Origin of the sequence: Agrobacterium leguminum (assembly GCF_005144435.2) — a bacterium.
Taxonomy (GTDB): Bacteria; Pseudomonadota; Alphaproteobacteria; order Rhizobiales; family Rhizobiaceae; genus Agrobacterium; species Agrobacterium leguminum.
In genome coordinates this window covers 1,810,680-1,829,141 of record NZ_CP120212.1, presented here as the reverse complement: position 1 = coordinate 1,829,141, position 18,462 = coordinate 1,810,680, and the positions used below count along the sequence as shown (strand labels likewise).

Annotated in this window: 14 protein-coding genes; 8 read left to right on the top strand and 6 right to left on the bottom strand. The window is 61.7% G+C overall.

The window, feature by feature from the left end; all coding sequences use genetic code 11:
- The first annotated feature begins 5 nt into the window (after positions 1 to 5).
- The 7 genes from tssG to CFBP4996_RS22875 all read left to right on the top strand — a co-directional run bounded on the left by tssG (position 6) and on the right by CFBP4996_RS22875 (position 10,905).
- Positions 6 to 1,010: a type VI secretion system baseplate subunit TssG gene (tssG, locus tag CFBP4996_RS22905; protein WP_059761085.1), complete on the top strand. Its 1,005-nt coding sequence runs from the start codon at positions 6 to 8 to the stop codon at positions 1,008 to 1,010.
- 4 nt (positions 1,011 to 1,014) lie between these two features.
- The gene (locus CFBP4996_RS22900; protein WP_162936033.1) at positions 1,015 to 2,220 is read left to right on the top strand and encodes a type VI secretion system-associated FHA domain protein; all 1,206 of its coding nucleotides are present in this window, start codon (positions 1,015 to 1,017) and stop codon (positions 2,218 to 2,220) included.
- On the top strand, positions 2,210 to 3,550 hold the full coding sequence (tssK, locus tag CFBP4996_RS22895) for a type VI secretion system baseplate subunit TssK (RefSeq protein ID WP_080853681.1): 1,341 nt from the start codon (positions 2,210 to 2,212) through the stop codon (positions 3,548 to 3,550). The genes CFBP4996_RS22900 and tssK overlap by 11 nt, the downstream gene beginning before the upstream one ends.
- Positions 3,547 to 5,049 carry a type VI secretion system protein TssL, long form gene (gene tssL, locus CFBP4996_RS22890; RefSeq protein WP_080853682.1) on the top strand — a complete coding sequence of 501 codons (1,503 nt, stop codon included), beginning with the start codon at positions 3,547 to 3,549 and terminating at the stop codon, positions 5,047 to 5,049. Before tssK ends, tssL begins: the two co-directional genes overlap by 4 nt.
- Positions 5,046 to 8,525 carry a type VI secretion system membrane subunit TssM gene (gene tssM, locus CFBP4996_RS22885; RefSeq protein ID WP_080853683.1) on the top strand — a complete coding sequence of 1,160 codons (3,480 nt, stop codon included), beginning with the start codon at positions 5,046 to 5,048 and terminating at the stop codon, positions 8,523 to 8,525. The genes tssL and tssM overlap by 4 nt, the downstream gene beginning before the upstream one ends.
- An 81-nt stretch (positions 8,526 to 8,606) precedes the next feature.
- Entirely contained in the window at positions 8,607 to 10,013 is a 1,407-nt protein-coding gene (gene tagF, locus CFBP4996_RS22880; RefSeq protein ID WP_080853684.1) for a type VI secretion system-associated protein TagF, read from the top strand.
- A complete protein-coding gene (locus tag CFBP4996_RS22875; RefSeq protein ID WP_080853685.1) occupies positions 10,000 to 10,905 on the top strand; it encodes a protein kinase domain-containing protein in 906 nt (301 codons plus the stop codon). The genes tagF and CFBP4996_RS22875 overlap by 14 nt, the downstream gene beginning before the upstream one ends.
- Positions 10,906 to 10,916: 11 nt before the next feature.
- On the opposite strand, the gene CFBP4996_RS22870 is transcribed toward CFBP4996_RS22875, so the two are convergent.
- On the bottom strand, positions 10,917 to 12,053 hold the full coding sequence (locus CFBP4996_RS22870) for a polysaccharide biosynthesis/export family protein (RefSeq protein WP_065654944.1): 1,137 nt from the start codon (positions 12,051 to 12,053) through the stop codon (positions 10,917 to 10,919).
- A gap of 273 nt (positions 12,054 to 12,326) precedes the next feature.
- Here CFBP4996_RS22870 and CFBP4996_RS22865 point away from each other — a divergent pair, with 273 nt between their 5' ends.
- The gene (locus CFBP4996_RS22865) at positions 12,327 to 12,623 is read left to right on the top strand and encodes a PRC-barrel domain-containing protein (RefSeq protein ID WP_080853686.1); all 297 of its coding nucleotides are present in this window, start codon (positions 12,327 to 12,329) and stop codon (positions 12,621 to 12,623) included.
- A 93-nt stretch (positions 12,624 to 12,716) separates the two neighbouring features.
- On the opposite strand, the gene CFBP4996_RS22860 is transcribed toward CFBP4996_RS22865, so the two are convergent.
- The 5 genes from CFBP4996_RS22860 to CFBP4996_RS22840 all read right to left on the bottom strand — a co-directional run bounded on the left by CFBP4996_RS22860 (position 12,717) and on the right by CFBP4996_RS22840 (position 18,436).
- A complete protein-coding gene (locus CFBP4996_RS22860; RefSeq protein WP_080853687.1) occupies positions 12,717 to 13,442 on the bottom strand; it encodes an SDR family oxidoreductase in 726 nt (241 codons plus the stop codon).
- Between the two features lie 57 nt (positions 13,443 to 13,499).
- Positions 13,500 to 15,107, bottom strand: coding sequence for an FGGY-family carbohydrate kinase (locus tag CFBP4996_RS22855; protein ID WP_080853688.1), 1,608 nt, complete (start codon positions 15,105 to 15,107; stop codon positions 13,500 to 13,502).
- 88 nt (positions 15,108 to 15,195) lie between these two features.
- Positions 15,196 to 15,927: an SDR family oxidoreductase gene (locus CFBP4996_RS22850; protein WP_080853689.1), complete on the bottom strand. Its 732-nt coding sequence runs from the start codon at positions 15,925 to 15,927 to the stop codon at positions 15,196 to 15,198.
- Between the two features lie 39 nt (positions 15,928 to 15,966).
- A complete protein-coding gene (locus tag CFBP4996_RS22845) occupies positions 15,967 to 16,944 on the bottom strand; it encodes an ABC transporter permease (protein ID WP_080853690.1) in 978 nt (325 codons plus the stop codon).
- The gene (locus tag CFBP4996_RS22840; protein ID WP_080853691.1) at positions 16,934 to 18,436 is read right to left on the bottom strand and encodes a sugar ABC transporter ATP-binding protein; all 1,503 of its coding nucleotides are present in this window, start codon (positions 18,434 to 18,436) and stop codon (positions 16,934 to 16,936) included. Before CFBP4996_RS22840 ends, CFBP4996_RS22845 begins: the two co-directional genes overlap by 11 nt.
- Positions 18,437 to 18,462 lie beyond the last annotated feature (26 nt).

Genomic DNA, 18,462 nt, shown 5'->3' with positions numbered 1-18,462 from the left:
CCGGGATGGAACAGCAAACGCCAACCATGAAAGACCGGCAGGCGGCGCTTCTCAGCGACGATCCCGGCCGCTTTGAGCCCGCCACCGCGTTTCGCGTTGCGCAGCTCGTTTCGGCGGATGACGGGATTGTCGTCGGCGCCCATGGCGGAACACAGCCGACCCCGCTGGCGATCAGCGGTTTCAACCGCAAACGCGGCCAGGCCGAACTGAAATCCGCCTTCGCGCCCATTGTCGGGCCGCTCGGTTCGCTACCGCCGGCCTATGGCGAATTGCTGCAGCGGGAAGAGCGCAATCGCTCCGGTGCACTGGCAAGCTTCTTCAATCTGTTCGCGGCAAGGTTCAGCGAACTGTTCGTATCCGCAACGGAAAAATACCGCCTCGCGAGGGGATTGCGCTGGTCGGCCGAGCAGAGGGAGAACGGTTTTCGTAAAACCCTGCTTGCACTCACCGGGTTCCGCACAGCCGGTCTGGTGGAAAAGGCGGGCGTGAGCGAAGATGCGCTCCTGCGGTTCAGCGGCCTTCTGGCCGGCCGCAACCGCAATGTCTCGGCCCTCACCTCGATGCTTTGCGAATTCACGGGACTTCCGGTCAATGTCGAACAGTTTCGCCGGCGATGGGTGGCTTTGCCGCTTCACGAACAAAGCCAGCTCGGACAGGCATCCGGGCTGAGGCTCGGACAGAACACGACGGCGGGAAGCGCTGTCGAAGATATGAGCGGCGGCTTCCGGATCGTGATCGGTCCCGTTGCCTATGCGGATTATCTGGCCCTGACGCCCGGATCGAAGCGGCTTGCGGAGATATTTTCGCTGACACGCCTGTTCGTCGGAAGCGCCTTGCATTTCGATGTGCAGGTGATCCTGAAAAAGGAGGACATTCCCTTTTGCCGCCTCGGCCAGTCCGATGCCCCTGCCCGCCTCGGCTGGAATAGCTGGGCTCGCGTGGCGCCCGCAGAAAAAGACAGCGCCGATGCTGTGGTGACCGAGCGGGAAGGCTCGGCGATTTCCGCGTGAGGGCATGGATATGAAGCTTGCACTCAAGGACACACGAAATATCGGAGCCGCAAGAGCCAGTCAGTGGAGCTTCGAGCGCGGCCGCCGCGTCATCGGCCGATCTCGCGATTGCGACTGGCAGATCGACGACAATGAGCGGCGCGTTTCCAAGCTGCACTGCACGCTCAGCCGCGACGGCGAAGGTTTTACGATCCTTGACCAGAGCGCGAACGGCACGCTGGTCGATGGCCGCCTGCTGCTGGAAGGCGAAAGCGCGCGTCTCCGCGACGGTTCGCAAATCAACATTGGCGGGCAGGTTTTTCAGGTCGCCATCAGCGGCGATGCCGAGCTGGATTTTTCCGATCCCGATGCTTCCCTGCGCATGAGTGACGAGCCGCTGACCATTTCGGCGATCCTTGCCGACATCGCCCCGAACGGCCGTTCGGCCGGCGGCGTGATGGGCAACACCGCCTCCGCTAACGACTGGTCCGAAACATGGCGCGAGGGCGCGAAGCTGAAGGCGAAATCCATTTCGCGAAATGTCGAGATCGGCTGGAGCGAACCGCCCGCGGCGCGCGGAATAGGCGCCGTTCTGCCTGATAACTGGGACGAGGAGCCGGTTGCAAGCAGCGAGCACGAACATACCGACGCACTGAACACGCCAGTGATGATCTCTCGTCCGGTTTCGGCCTCAGGTAACGAGGATTTCGACAGCGTTTTCCCGGAAGCAGGCGAAGACTTGACCCTAGAGAACACATCAACTGCTGATGGTTCGACCGCGCAGGAGATCGGCGATCTTCTGACCGCGCTGGAGCAGGAAAGCGCCGATTGTCTGGCCATTCTCGACATTGAAGGCGAGCGCACCGGCCACGGTTCGTCAGCCTCCCTGAGCGAGCGGGTGGAAACGCTCATCCGCCAGCAGCGGCGGCTCGCTGTCTCGCTTGAGACCCTGATCCACGGCTGCACGCAAAAACTCGAGCCGAGGCTTCTCGAAGCCTCCGTCGATGCCGGCAACGATCTTCGTGCCAAAATCGAGCGCCGCGACTGGCAGGGGCTGATCATGAAGACCGATTACTGGTCCACTTACAAAAAGCAATTTGAGGAAAACGGCCGTCCATTGCCGGTCAGGCAGTTCCTGCAGCGGGCAGCGCGCGGTGAGGCCGCGCCCACGCAGGAACCTGACGCGATAACGGCCGATGCAAAGGGGGTAAACAACCACGATGAGACATGAGAACCGTGTTGCCTGGAGCGAGGGCATGTTTCTTCGCGTTCAGCATTTTCAGCAATCCGACCGCTGGACCGAACGGCTGGTGCGCAACACCACGCGCAACCTCTCGCCTTACCCGTGGGGCATCGCCGAAATCGGCGTGGACCGCAGCGCGCTGTCGATAGGGCAATTCGCCCTGTCGAACCTGCGCGGCGTACTTCCCGATGGAACGCCTTTCGAAGCGCCGGAGGATTCCGACCTGCCGCCGCCGCTCGATCTCGACGAAAGCGTCAAGAACGCCGTTATCTATCTCGCCCTGCCGGCCCGGCAGCCGGGCAAGGCGGACACGTCCGCCAGCGGCCGCAACGATGCGAACAATGTGCGCTTCACCGCCTCCAGCTATGAGGTCTCCGACACGAATATCGAGACGGATTTCGTGGCCCCCATCGATGTCGGCCGTCTCAGCCTGAAATTCCTGAAAACCGGCGACGATCTTTCCGGTTACGATCTCATCGGTCTTGCAAGGGTCATTGAGGTCCGCTCCGACCGCGCGGTCATTCTGGACCCGGATTTCATTCCTCCGAGCCTCAGCTGCGCGGCGGCGCCCCGCCTCAACGAATTGCTGACGGAGCTTCTGGGGATCGTGCGCCACCGCGCCCAGGCGATTGCCGAACGCATCGGCGATCCGACGATCAGGGGAACGGCGGAAGTGGGCGATTATTTCCTGCTGCAAATCCTCAACCGGGCCGATCCGCTGCTGGCGCATCGCTGCGCCAACGCCACGCGTTTTCACCCCATCCGCTTTTACGAAGACTGCATCCAGCTTGCCGGCGAGCTTGCGACCTTTACCACGGACAAAAAACGCGCGACGGATTTCCCGCCCTATCGGCACGAGGACTTGAAAGCCACCTTCGGGGCGGTTTTCGACGATCTGCGCACATCGCTGTCAGCGGTTCTGGAACAGGCGGCCGTTGCTATCGAGCTGGTGGAGCGCCGCCACGGCGTCCGCGTCGGCACCATCCACGACCGCACGCTGCTGCGCGACGCCGGCTTCGTACTTGCCGTGCGCGCGGATATGGCCGCCGAAGACATTCGCCGCCGCCTGCCGGCACAGATCAAGGTTGGGCCGGTGGAGCGGATTTCCGAACTGGTCAACGTGGCGCTGCCCGGCATTCCCGTGCGTTCCCTGCCGGTGCTGCCGCGGCAATTGCCCTATCGGTCCGGCACCGTCTATTTCGAGATCGACACGCAATCACCCCTCTGGAAGCAGCTTGAGACCTCCGGCGCGATTGCCCTGCATCTGGCAGGCGAGTTCCCCGGGCTTGAGATGGAAATGTGGGCGTTACGCGAATGAGCAAGGAAAACTCCTCTTCCTGGCAGGATTTGCCGACGGTGGTCGAAATCACCGAGGAAAGCCGCCGACGCAACCAGAACGCCCGCAACATGGCGGCGATCCTCGAAGACATTGTCGAGACGGACGCGCCGGCCGGGCGACCGAAGGCAGGCGCGGCCGCCATGCCGGTCGATCAACTGCTCTCCGGTTTCCATTTCGGCGGCGGCGATGTGCCGACGCTGGTGCAATCGGCCGCTCCCCTTCTCAACCTCGCGCATCTCCTGCGCTTCAGCGATGCGGAGCCGGATCCCGATCAGCTTCGCCGCGCCTGCATTGAGGCCATCACCCGCTACGAGCGCGACCTCGCTTCCGCCCGCATCAGCCCCGAGCGGGCAAGAGCGGCGCATTATGTCGTCTGCGCCACGGTGGATGATGTGGTTCTGAGCAAACCCTGGGGCGTGCGGGCAGGCTGGGCGCGCTCCGGCCTTGTCTCCACCTTCCACAACGATGTCACCGGCGGCGACCGGGTTTTCGACATTCTCGACCATTTCCATCAGTCGCCCGGCGCCAGCAAGGATCTGCTGCTGCTGATCTATCTGTGCCTGTCGCTGGCTTTCGAAGGGCGCACCCGCGTTTCGCCAAAGGGTGCGCTGGAGCTTTCGCGCATCCGCGACAGCCTCTACAAGACTCTGATCGGCCAATACGGCACCTTCGAACGGGAGCTTTCGCCGCACTGGAAAGGCGTGGAAGCCCGTCATACGCCATTGCGCACGATCGCCGCGCTGTGGACCCTGCTGTCCCTGATGGCGCTTGCCTTCGCGCTTGGTTATCTCTTCTTCACGCTGTCGCTCAACAACGCATCCGATGTCACTTTCGAGAGGCTCGCCCATCTGCCGCCGAACGAGACGCCGAGCGTGCTGATCGCAAGCCCGCCCCAGCCACCGCCGCAGGTCGAAACGCCGAAGGTCGTGGAACCGCCGAAGCCGGTCGAGCCACGGCAACCCTCCCGGCTTGAAAAGCTGATGGCCTTCCTTCAGCCGGAAGTCGAAAGGAAGCTTGTCACGCTGGCGGATGTGAACGGCCGGCTGCGTATTCGCATCAACAATTCGGGCCTGTTCTCCACCGGCAGCGCCGATGTCAGCCCGCAGTTCCGCGATCTCATCCAGCGTATCGGCGGTGCGCTTGCGGCTGAAAAATTCCGCGCCGTCGTCATCGGCTATACCGATACCGTGCCGATCAAGACGGTGGAGTTTCCATCGAACTGGCACCTTTCCGAAGCCCGCGCCAAGGCGGTCGGGGACATTCTTTCACAATTTGCCGGCCCGGAAGCGATCCTGACGGAAGGCCGTGCCGACAGCGACCCGATCGCCGACAACAAAACGGAGGAAGGCCGCCAGATCAACCGCAGAACGGAAATCATGGTCCTGACCAATCCCGATGAAAAACTGAGCGACGCCGGCATTCTCTCGCCGACCATCCAGAACAGTTCGGGACAGCAGCCGCAAGAGGCACAGCCATGAATCCATTGAGCTATTTTTATACGATCCGATCCTATGTCGAGAGCTATGCCGCCCTCATCGGTCGCCGTTTCCTGTCGCTATTGTGGGTGGTCGCGCTCTGCATCGTCATCTGGTTTTACGGCTATCTGGTCGCGCTGGGCGATTTCAAGCCATTGGGAACGACGCAAGCCCGGCTCATCGCCATCGGCATCGTTCTCGCCATATGGCTGATCTATATCGCCGTCACCATCTATCGCGGCCGCAAGCAGGACAAGGAACTCGTCGACAGTATCGAGCGCGAAGCCCTGGCCAACCGCCAGGCCGAAGTCGGCGAAATCCAGATGCGTCTCAAGGAAGCGCTGGCGCTGCTGCGGCGGGTCACGAAAAAGCGTTTCGGTTATATTTACGATCTTCCCTGGTACGTGATCTTCGGCGCACCCGGCTCCGGCAAGACGACGGCGCTCACCAATTCCGGCCTGCAATTTCCGCTCGGCGATGCGCTCGGCGAAAACGCAGTAAAGGGCATCGGCGGCACGCGTAACTGCAACTGGTGGTTCGCCGACGAGGCGATATTGATCGATACCGCCGGCCGTTACACCACGCAGGACGATCTCGATGGCTCATCCAAAGCCGGCTGGGAAGGTTTCCTCGGTCTTCTGAGACGCTATCGCCGGTCGCAGCCGATCAATGGCGCGCTGGTGACATTGTCCATCCCCGATCTTCTCACCCGCGATCCCGAGGAACAACGGCAGGAACTGCGCTCCATCCGCCAACGGCTTTCGGAACTGGACGAACATCTGCATGCCCGCGTTCCGGTCTATATCGTGCTGACCAAGGCCGATCTGCTGCATGGTTTCGTCGAATTCTTCGACGGTTTCAACAAGACCGACCGCCAGCAGGTGTGGGGCACCACCTTCAAGCTGGATGAGAGCCATACCGCCGAGAACCTGCCGCAACGCCTGACGGAAGAATTCGAACTGCTGCAACAGCGGGTCGATGCGATGCTGATCGAGCGCCTGCAGCAGGAGCAGAATGCCGAGACGCGCGGCCGCATCTTCCGTTTCCCTGCCGAACTTGCGCGGTTGAAAGACCGGCTCCATGAGGCCCTGACCGAACTTTGCGCACGGTCTCCGCTCATCGAAGCGCCGCTTTTGCGTGGCGTTTATCTCGCTTCGGGAACGCAGCCGGAAACGGAAAGATCTCCCGCAGCGGCCAGAACCCGCCGAAGCTACTTCCTGTCGCGGCTGTTCAAGGATGTCATCTTCCCCGAAGCCGCGCTGGTGATGCGCGACAAGCGCCTTTCCGGCCGGCAATTGCTGGTGCGGCGCATCGCCTATGGTGTTTCGGCCGCCGCGGTCGCCATCGTCTTCACCGGCTGGATTTTCACCTACTTCGCCAATACGCAAGCGCTTGCCGAAGCGGATCGCAAACTTGGCGCTTATGAACAACTCGTTCAGGGCATTCCCGTGCGCGATGTTTCAGACGCCGATTTTCTCCGCATCCTTCCGGCGCTCGACAATCTGCGCGATGTTAATTCCGGCTTTGCCCGCGAGAGAGTGTGGAATGTCAGCTTCGGACTCGATCAGGAAGACAAGATCGCCGGACGGCAGCGCGACGCCTATCAGCGCGCACTCAACGCCCTGCTCCTGCCGCGCATGATCGTGCAGCTCCAGAAACAGCTGAAAGACGAAAAGGATGTCACGCGCACCTTCAATTCGCTGAAGCTCTATGGAATGCTGGGCGGCATGGGTGCGCTGGACCCCGATTTTCTGACCGTGCAGACGCACCAGATGTTCGCATCCCTCTATCCCGGCGATGGAAGGGCGGCGGCGAGAGAAGCGCTCGACCAGCATGCGAAAGCGCTTGCAGACGGCGTGCTCGCCCCGATTGAGCTAGACGCACGGCTCATCGCCACTGCCCGTGAAACCATCCGCAACCAGGCTGTCGGCACGCGCGCCTATGATATTCTCGCCGGTCTTCCGCAGGCGCGGGAACTGATGGAATGGACACCAGCCACGGCCTTCGGCCCGCTGGGCGAGCGCGCCTTCGAGCGGCGCAGCAAAGCGCCGATGGCGGAAGGCATCGAAGGTCTTTTCACGGCGGAGGGATATCGCAGCGTCGTTATTCCGCAGGTCGCCCATGCGGCCCGTATCGCACTTTCCGAAGGATGGGTGCGCGGTTCCGATGATGCACTCCGTGGCGCAACGGTCGAACAGGTGGCGCAGGCCGCGCTGCAAATCTATTTCGACCGTTTCGAGAAAAAATGGGCCGATACGCTAGCCGACCTTCGGGTCAAGCCGTCCCAGACCCTTGGCGACGCGGTGGAAACAACCCGCGCGCTTGCCAATGAACGCAATATCGTGGTGGACGCTGCCAGATCGATCGCGGAGGCGACCGATCTGCGCCCCGGAGCAAACCCCGCCGCCCTCGCCTCCGCCGCTGAAGGCGACGCGACGGCAGCCGTTCTGGCCGCCACGGTGAACGCAGCCGATCCCTATGCGAGACTGCGCGACATGCTGGCGGCGAAAGGTGCGGCCACAACGGGCGAGCAGGCCAATGGCGGCAAGGCCGGCGGCTCGCCATCGGAACAGTTGCTCGCGCATTTCAAGATGCTGAACGAGCAGCTTGCCCGCTCGGCAACCACCTCCGACGAGGTCGCCAAGGTGTTCGACGTGGACAGCCAGCTCACCAAGGCCAATCAGGATCTGTTGCAGCAGGCCCGTGAATTGCCGGCGCCCCTCGATGTGTGGGTGGCGGGCGTGGCGGCAGATGTCGGCTCGCTTGCAGTCAAATCCGCCCGCAGCCGCATTGCCGAACTCTGGGCGGCCGATGCGGCATCCCTGTGCTCTTCCATCGTGACCGGGCGTTATCCTTTCGACAGGTCATCTTCCCGCGATGTCGCCATCGCGGATTTCACCCGTCTCTTCGGGCCGACCGGGGTTTTCCAGTCCTTCTTCAAACAGCGAATGGAAGCCTTTGTCGACAAGACCACCAACCCCTGGAGCTGGAAAGGCACTTTCGGCGCCGCCGGCATTCCAAGCAGCGCCGTCGCCCAGTTCGAAAATGCCGACAAGATTTCGCGCGCCTTTTTCCCGAATGGCAGCGAGACGCCGGCGGTGTCGATCAATGTCAAACCCGTTTCGCTCACCAATGCCTCCAGCGCGGTGATGCTGGAAATCGAAGGCGAGCGGGTGGTTTATTATCACGGCCCCATTCAGGCGAAATCGATCACCTGGCCGTCGCGTGAAAACACGGCGAGCCTGTCGCGCATCGCCTTCCAGCCGGGCGGCTGGCAGCAGGCGAAAACCGAAAACGGCGATTGGTCGCCATTCCGGTTGTTCGACGGCGCCGATATCGAAAACCAGTCGGGCGACCTGCTGCGGGTGCGATTTGCGAATGGCGCTCAGGCTGCCGAATTCGATATCCAGTTCGGCTCGGTTCTCAACCCGTTCAGGCTGGACGCCATCGCCGGCTTTGCCTGCCCCGCACAATTTTAGCGGCGGGGCGGCGCACCATTTTTTAAGGAGGGGATCTATGATGAAAGCAACGACGAAAAGCACCGCGGTCAATAACGACTGATGGCCAACCAGGCATCGAGGCCCGCAGAAACCGCAGCGGAAAGCGATCGCATCGGCTTCTTCGGCAAGGTCCCCAGCCATGGCGACTTCATCTCCGACGGGCTTGAACGGGAGCTGATCGGGACGTTTGACAACTGGATGCGATCCGGCCTGCATGCCTGCGCGGACCTGTTTTCGGGCCGATGGCCCGAAATATTTACGTCATCGCCGCCCATACGCTTCATCATCGAAAGCGGCATATGGGGAAACTGCGCCTATGCCGGCGTGCTGGTGCCCAGTGCAGACCGGGTGGGACGCAAATATCCGCTTGCCATCATTGCCCAGCTCAATAGCTTCCGGAAACATCCGAGAACCCTCTATCTCGACGACACCTGGTTCATGGCCGCCGAGGCGCTGGCCGAAACATCCATGACGGGCGATTTCGATATGTCCCGGTTTAACACCTCCGTAAAAAAACTGCGCCTGCCGAAACCTCGGGAAGAGGATGACGCGCCGGAAATGGTGCGCAGCCGTGCACCGACCAGCCTCTGGTGGCGCATCGATCCCGTCAGCCGCCGCGCCCGCGGTCTCAAATTCGACGGCAAACCGAAAGCTTCCGATTTCCTGCGCCTCTTCAGCGACATGGCAAGCAAGGGCGATGAGGACGGCTCGATACCCGTACAGGCGCAGGAAAGTGCAAAACACAAAACTCCGCCCGTGATGACGCCCGCGCCCGCGCCAGCAACCGAACAGCCGTCATCGGTCGTCTACAGCTATGCCACGCACCCCGGAACACGGCTTTCCCTGAACGCGGATTCGCTTTTCGTTTCCCAGACCCCTGCCCTCTTCGCCATAGCAGATGGACAGGGCGACACGCACAGCGCCGTGGAAGCTGCACGTCTGGCCACAAATATTCTTGCCGAAACGCCCGATGCCGAAAACCCCGAGGTGATGGCGCAGCAGATCAGGGGAAAGCTCGGCACCGTCAACAGCCTGCTTCTGTCCCGGCAAACCATGGGCGCCGACGGCAGGCCGATGGCAAGCGTCATCATTGCCTCCATTATCGGCCGCAGGTTGAGTGTCCTGTGGTCCGGCGACGCGCGCGCCTATCTCCTGAAAAACGGAACCATGCATCAGCTTTCGCGCGATCACGTCGTTGTCGGCATGAAAAGGCAGCTCGCGCAATGTGTCGGCCTTTCCCAGCAGTTCCGGCCGGATATCGTCGGGGAAGATTGGGGGTCGCAGGACAGGCTGCTCCTGTGCAGCTATCCGCTGGTACAAATCCTGAAGGAGCGGGCCATTGCCGAGATTGTCGGCAACACCCCGATCAAGGATTGCGCCAGCGCCCTGATCCAGGAAGCGCTGATCGAGGACGCACGCGAGAATGTCAGCGCCATCGTGATTGGAAACCGGCTTGAGCAAGGGTAAACAACCGGGCGACGGGCCTGCCTACCCGCAGGTCGCCGAGCGCTTTTCCGATCTGTGGCAAACCATCCGCCATGACGGCACGCGGGAAAGGCCCACCGAAGAACAGAAAGACCTGATCGATCAGGTCAGAAATGCGCTGGACCGGAAAATCTCGCATTTTTCCGACGCGAAACCCGACTGGATCGCCGACAGCTTTGCCCTTGAACGGATTGCCTACGAAAGCGAAAACACGCTGCTGCTGCAAGTGCGGCACCGCGATCTCGGCTCCATTCACGCCCTGAAAACCACGCCGCCGGCGTTGAGAAACGACGCGGCGCTGCTGCAAAGATTACGCGAGGAGGCGCAGGTCGGCCTGACATTGCGCCATCCGTGTCTGGTGGAAACATCGGCGCTGCTGAGACTGGCCGATGGCCGGCCGGGCCTATTACAGCCATGGTTCCCGCAATCATTGGCCTCGCTTGCATCGCAGCCGCCGGTTAGCGCGCCGCAGGCGATCACAATCCTTCGCCGCATGCTGGAAGGGCTGAGCGCCATGCACGTAAGGGGATATGTCCACTGCGATGTCACGCCAGCCAATATTCTACTGGAGGACGGTGATTTCGAAACGGGCAGGCTTGGCGATTTCGGCATTGCGCTGGAGATCGGCCAAAAACACACGGACCGGGGCATGAGCTTTGCCGCCTCGCGCGAATTTGCAGCACCGGAACGGATGCGGGACGCAACCGCGAAGCCGGATCAGGATATATTCTCCGTGGGGCGGCTTGCCCGGCGGCTTATCGCTACGGATGAGATACGAACAACGCAAAGGCTGGCGGATTTTGCGGACGCCTGTTGCCACGACGAACCCGCGTCGCGACCGCAATCGGCAATGGAAGCGCTACAGCTTCTGTAGCGCCACACTGGTCAGTTGCCGCTGCCGGGAAGCGGTGCTGCCGCCGTCGGCACGCTCTTCTGGAACACGGTCAGGAGCTTGGCCGAATCCACCAGCGGCGCATTGCTGGCATAGAGTACATCGCCCTTCTGCATCTGGAAGAGCTGCATGAGGGCAATGCTGGAAGCATCGCGCATATTGACGTGATAAATCACCGGCCGCATGGTCGTGGCCGTCGCAACCGGGCCTTTCGCGCCCGATGCGGTTGCCGACGGCACCTGAACGATCTCGTTGCGGAAAACATAGACATTGCGCGCGTCCGCACGGTCATCCAGCAATCCGCCGGCGCGGCCGACAGCCTGAGCGAGGGTCAGTTTTCCGGCTTCGAACTGGAATTCGCCGGCGCTCTTGAAAGCGCCGAGCGCGGTGTAGCTCGCCGCATCGCCATCGATCATGATCTGATCGTCCGGTGACAGGCGGATATTCTGGCGGTCTTCCCGCATAACGCGGTCAAGCGGCGCGCTCGCCCTGTGCGAGCCGCGAACGACGGTGACCGTGGCAGCACCCGGAGCGACGGTCGGGCCGCCGGCCTGATTGAGCGCATCGAGCACCCGCTCCTGACGGGCGGTGAGCGTTATTTTTCCGGGGTTTTTCACCGCACCGCTCAGCATGACGGCGCTCGTCGGCTTGTCAACGACGGTGACAACCGCCTGCGGGTTCACAGCCGATCCCTTGAGCCCGGCAACGACCTGCGATTGCAGCCCCTCGGGCGTCGAATCCACCACCCTCTGTTTGCCGACGAAGGGGATATTCACCGATCCGCTCTGGTCCACCGTAAAGCGTCCGAGATTGAGCGTCTTGCTTTGCGTCGGGGAGAAAAGCCCGTCTTCGCCGGTATCGAGCACGGTGATGTCGATCACGTCGCCGCGACGCAATCTCTGGGCGTTGTAACCGGTGTTGCGAAGCGCGGTGAGGCCGGGGCCGGAGGCATTCTGCAGGCTTCCGGCGGATACAGTGGCCGCCGGCGCATTAGCCAGCTCGATGACGGGGATTTTTTCGTTGGTTCGAGGGAAAGTCGCAGATCGGATATTGCCTGCGGTCGGTCCGTCAGATGGCTTTGCACATGCGCTCAAAAGAGCCACCAGCAAAACCGCCCCCAACTTTTTCATCCCTCATCCCCTTGATGATTCAACCTGACGCAGAGATAACATCCAGACACGTCATCGCAACAACTTTAGCGGTTGCAATTTAGCGAAAACTTGTCTTCCGGAGAAAAGGTGTGACCATTCCGCAACCTTTTCGGAACCGCCTGCCGCAAACCCCAACAATGTACCGATGAGAAATCACCTGTCTTCACCGACTGGCACGGCCAGCGACATTCGATGGAACGGTTTTGCGATGGAGGAGTTTGTTTTCTGCAAACCAAGACAGGAGCAAGAACAATGGATCACACCAATCACGTACGCCTGGTTGCAACGGAACTGACGCCGTCCGTTCTTGAAGGCGCCACCGTTTATGGTGCAGACGATCACAAGGTCGGCAAGGTCGATCATGTCCACGGCGTCGGGGCCGGCAGCACCGCCATCATCGATGTCGGCGGCTTTCTTGGTATCGGCGCAAAGCCGGTCGCAGTACCGCTCAGCGATCTTGATTTCATGCGGGATGAGGACGGCGATGTCCACGCGGTCACTTCATGGACCAAGGACCAGCTAAAGGACATGCCCGAGCATCGTCATTAATAGCATTGTCATTCATCAAGATGAGCGCCCGGCTGTTTGCCGGGCGTTCTTTTATTTCGGGCAGGCGCCTGCGCCTGAGACTTCCCTAAGACATCAAACGGCGAGGAAACCGCCATCGACCGGCAATACGGCTCCGGAAATCATGCGGCTGTCATCCGACAGGAGCAGCGCGATGCTCTGAGCCACCTCTTCCGCTTCGGCGAACCGGTTGAGCGGATGGCGAACCATCATCGGCTGGCTTTTCGCCGGATCGTTCCATGCTTCCGCGGCCAGTTCGGTGAGGGTGATGGTGGGCGCAACCGCGTTGACGCGGATGCCGTGCGGGCCAAGCTCCTTGGCAAGAACGCGGGTCGCCCCTTCCAGCCCGGCCTTGGAGGCCGCGTAGCAGAGGTGATCCTGGAAACCCCGGTGACCGGCGATGGAAGTGATGTTGACGATGGCGCCGCCGCCGCCCTTCGCCACGCGGGCGCGGGCAAATTCCTGACATGCGACCAAAGCCGCGCGCAGGTTGATGCCGAGAACGGCTTCATAACCCGCATCGCTCATCTCCAGCACGCTTTCGAGCACGTTGATGCCGGCGCTGTTGATCAGGAAATCGCAGGGACCCGCTTCCTTCATGGCGGCGCGGGTGGCGGCGACATCGGCAAGATCGACGCGGATCGAACGGCCGCCGATTTCGCTTTTCAGGCTGTCGAGATCGGACTGGGTGCGGCTGATCGCCACCACTTCCGCACCGCGCGCGGCCATCAGGCGAGCGCAGGCGCGGCCGATACCTTTGCCTGCGCCGGTGATGATGACGGATTTTCCGGAAAACTGCATGGAATCCTCTTTATTTTGCGGCCGATACGGCCGGACGATATGGCCTTGTGACGTGGTTCAATGGCTGGCGGCACGAATGGCGCGCGCGGCATTCTGCAGCGCCAGAAATGCATCGTAGCGGGACTGGTGCACCTGCTGAAAAGCGGGATCTGGTGCGGAACTGCTAGCGACGCGGGACATGGCCGGCATGGCGGCGATAAGGTCCGGATAGGTTCCGGCGGCGACGGCACCCAGCATGGCCGAGCCGAGAAGCACCGGCTCTTCGCATTCGCTAAGCTCAACGGGAAGTCCGGTGGCGTCTGCCAGCAATTGTCTTGCGAGCGGATGGGCGCCTGCCCCGCCGCTGACGCTGATGGTTTCCACCGGCGCACCGTTGCGGGCCTGTGTTTCGATGATCTGGCGAAGCCCGTAACCGAGGCCGAGAAGGCCGGCCACATAAAGCGCCACAAGGGAATCCACGCCCGTCTCCATGCCGTAACCGGCAATGACAGCGCGGGCATGGGGATCGGCAAACGGCGCGCGGTTACCGAGAAATTCCGGCACCACATGAAAATCCTCGGCGATCTTTGCGGCAGCGGAAGCGGATGCGGCAAGATTGAGCGCCCGGTCAGCGAGCCAAACCGGCAATGCTTTATCTTCCTTAGCGGCAAGCGCCTTCGCCTCGGCATAGGCCGGGTGCAGCTGCACCAGATAATCAATGGCCGCGCCGGCGGCAGACTGGCCGCCTTCATTGAGCCAGGCGCCCGGAACCATGGCCGAATAATAGGGGCCCCAGACGCCGGGCACGAAGGCGGGTTCGGTGGTGGTCGTCATGGTGCAGGATGAGGTGCCGAAAACATAACCGAGGCATCGCGACGCATCGCCGCCCGCAGCCACCGTGCCGACGCCGCCGGCATGGGCATCGATCAGACCTGCCGCAACCGCGGTGCCAGCAACCAGACCCATGGCTTTTGCAGCATCTTCCGTCAAACCGTTACCCAGCGCCGTGCCGGGATGGACGACGCTTTGACCGATGCGGCGAAAACCCTGTTCGGCGAGATCGCCAAGCCCGATGCGGGTGAAATACTCCGCATCCCAACGGTTCTCATGGGCCAGATAGGTCCATTTGCACGTCACCGTGCAGGCGGAGCGATCAAGCGCGCCCGAAGCCTTCCATGTCAGAAAGTCCGTGAGATCGAAGAAGTGCTCGGCCCGCGCATAGATGTCGGGCCTGTTTTCGCTGAGCCACAACAGTTTCGGCGTCTGCATTTCCGGGGAAATACGGCCGCCGACATATTTCAGCACGGCGTGTTCGCCGGCATTGATGCGCTCCGCCTGTTCGACGGCGCGGTGATCCATCCAGACGATGATGTCGCGCTCGGGATGATCGGGCGCGCCCACCGGCAGGGTCTCATCTTCCGGTCCGCGCACCACCAGCGAGCAGGTGGCATCGAAACCGATGCCGGCGACCTCGGCGGGATCGATGCCGGCGCGGGAAACGCTTTCCCGGACGCTGTCGCAAACGGCCTGCCATACTTCGCCGCTCGATTGTTCGGCAATGCCGCCATCCTCGCGATGCATGCCGATCGGGCGTTTGGCGGTGGCGAGAAGCTTTCCCGCGACATCGAAGACACCGGCGCGCGCCGAGCCGGTCCCGACATCGACGCCAATCAGATAGGAAGCCATTTGCGATACTCCTCGGAGCGGATCATCCGGTGCTTGAACAGGGTTGAGCGGCGGACCGTTTCCGGTTGTCCCGCCGCTCCAGAGATTTTTAAACGCGGTCGAAGTTGGTCGGCAAGACCAGCATGTCGCGGATGGTGACCGTGCGCTTGCGCGTCAGCATGTAGACAACGGCATCGGCCACTTCGCTCGCGTCGATGAGGCTGCCCGATTCCTTGGCCTTGCGGAGATTTTCCTCCGGCCAGTCGGCGAGAAGTGCGGAAACGACCGGGCCGGGAGACACCTGCGCGACACGCACGCCGTGCGGGATCATCTGGCGGCGCATGCCCTGCACGAAGCTGGTGATCGCCCATTTCGAACCCGAATAGACCGGCTCCCAATAGGTCGGGAAATGGCCGGCAATCGAGCAGGTGACGACGATATCGCCGGTCTTGCGCTCTGACATATGCGGCACGACGGCATGGACGTTCTTCATGACGGCGTTGACGTTGAGGTTCAGCATCTTATCGATGGCTTCCGGCGTCGTTTCGGTGAGATCGCCGCCGATATAGGTGCCGGCATTGCAATAGAGAATGTCGATATGATCGACCTTCCCGAGGATTTCGGGGATCATGGCGTTACAGCTGTCGGCATCCAGAAGGTTGGTGACCTGCGGGATGGCGCGCTCGCCAAGCCTGGCAGCGAGTTCATTCAAGGCTTTCTCGTTCCAGTCGACCATGACCACGATTGCGCCCTGTTCCAGCAGCGCTTCGGTGGTGGCAAGCCCGATGCCGGATGCGGCGCCGGTGATGACAGCGATCTTGCCTTGCAGCGATTCAGACATTTAATTCTCCTGCGTTTATGAAGATATTTCCGGGCCGGCTCAGCGCCATTCGCGCCCGATATAGATGGCCAGCAGGATGATGCCGCCCTTGATGACATCCTGCAGATAGGGGTTGATGCCCATCAGGTTGAGGCCGTTATTGAGGATGCCGAGCAGTACCGCACCAATCAGCGTGCCGAGAATGAGACCCCTGCCCCCGGCAATCGCCGTGCCGCCGAGAACGACCGCCGCGATGGCGTCCAGTTCGAAGCCGACGCCGGCATTCGGCTGACCGCTCATCAGACGACCGGTAAGGATGAGGGCCGCAAGCGCTGCGGTGACACCCGAAATGCCGTAGACGGCGAGTTTGACGCGCTGCGTCTTCACACCCGAAAGACGGGCCGCCAGCTCGTTTCCACCGAGCGCATAGACATGGCGGCCGAAAGCCGTGCGCTGCAACAGCACCCAGGCGATGGCATAGATCACCACCATGATGACGACCGGCACCGGAACGACGCCGATACGGCCGACGCCGAACCAGGAAATCCAGCTCGGAATGCCGCTGACCGGATAACCGCCGGAATAGATGAGGCCGAGACCGCGCGCCATGCCCATGGTCGCAAGCGTGACGATGATGGCCGGCATCTTGCCCCAGGCGACGAGCGCCCCGTTGAAGATACCGATGCCGAGACCGATGAAGAGACCGGCCGGCAGGGCAACCGAGGCAGGCAGGCCCGAATTCACCATCAGGCCGGCGGACAATGTGCCGACAAGCGCCATGACCGCGCCGACCGACAGATCGATGCCGCCGGTGAGGATAACGAAGGTCATGCCGACGGCGAGGATGCCGACGACGGAAACCTGCCGCAGCACATTCATGATGTTGTTGAGGCTGAAGAAATTGTCGCTCGCAAGCCCCATCAGGATCGATACGACAATCAGGCCCGCCAGAGGCAGGGCAAGCGGCGAACGCAGCAGGTTGCCGAGACTGAAGCCGCCCGTTTTCGCGGCAGTGCCGGTGTTTGCATCAAGCGACATGTTCAACTCTCCCGGTGGTGGCGTTTGTCATTATTGTTTCTGAATTGATGTCTTCCCCCTCGACCGTGGCGACGATGCCGCCGGAACGGAAGACGCAGACCCTGTCGGACATGCCGATCACTTCCGGCAGCTCCGAGGAGATCATGATGATCGAATGGCCCCTGGCGGCGAATTCGCGCATCAGCGAGTAGATTTCCGCCTTTGCGCCGACATCGATGCCGCGTGTCGGCTCGTCGAAGATCAGCACGCGCATGTCATGGTTCAGCCAGCGGGCGATGACGATCTTCTGCTGGTTGCCACCGGACAGCGTATCGACGCGGGCATAAGGTCCCTGCGCCTTCACCTGCACCTGCGCCATGGCCTTCGTCGTATGCTCCAGTTCCTTTTTGAGATCGAGGAACCAGTGGGCCTTGCGGTATTTGCGATAATTGTTCAGCGAAATATTCTGCAGGATGGAGAAGCTGGTGATCAGCCCCTCCTCCTTGCGGCTTTCCGGCAGCAAGCCGATGCCGCGCATCAGCGCCTCATCAGGGCCGGAAAAGCGCGTGTCCACACCGTCGACCCTGATCTTGCGGCGCGAGGCGGAATGCGCGCCGAGCATGGCGAGAACCGTTTCCGTGCGGCCCGAGCCGACAAGCCCGGCAAAGCCGAGGATTTCGCCCTTTCGCAACGCAAAGCGCGAAACGGGACCGCCTTTCTTCAATTGCAGCTCTTCGACTTCGATCACGCTTGCGGCGGCAGGATCGAGCTGCGGCTTCGGCGGGAAACTGGCTTCGATGCGCCGGCCGACCATCATCTCGACCAGACGATCGTTATCGACCTCCGACGTCAGGCAGGAGCCGATCAACTCGCCATCGCGCAGAACGGTGATGCGGTCGCAAATCTCGAATATTTCTTCGAGGTGATGCGAAATGAAGATGATCGCCACACCCTGACGCCGCAGCTCGCGCATGACCTTGAACAGGTGTTCCGTCTCGGAGGGGGTGAGCGTTGCCGTCGGCTCGTCGAGCACGAGGATACGGGCATCCAGCGACAGCGCCTTGGCGATTTCGACGAATTGCTGCTGGGCAACGGAAAGACGATGCACCGGCACATCAAGCGGTACATCCACAGCCAGCCGGCTCATGATCTCGGCCGCGCGCTTGCGCATCGCGCCCTTGTTCAAAAGGCGCAGCGGCCCGCGGATCTCGCGGGCAAGAAACATGTTTTCCACGGCATTGAGATAGGGGATCAGGCTGAATTCCTGAAACACGATGCCGATGCCGGCGGCAATCGCCTCGTCATAATTCGCGAAGCGGCGATCCTGCCCGTCGATGCGGATCGTTCCCTCCGATGGCTGCAAAATGCCGCACAGGATCTTCATCAAAGTCGACTTGCCCGCGCCGTTTTCGCCCAGAAGCGCATGCACCTCACCGGCGCGCGCCTGAAGGTCGACGCCGCGCAGGACTTCGATCTTGCCAAAGCTTTTTCTTATTCCATTCAGTTCCAGCATTTCACCCTCCTCAATGGTCGGGACTG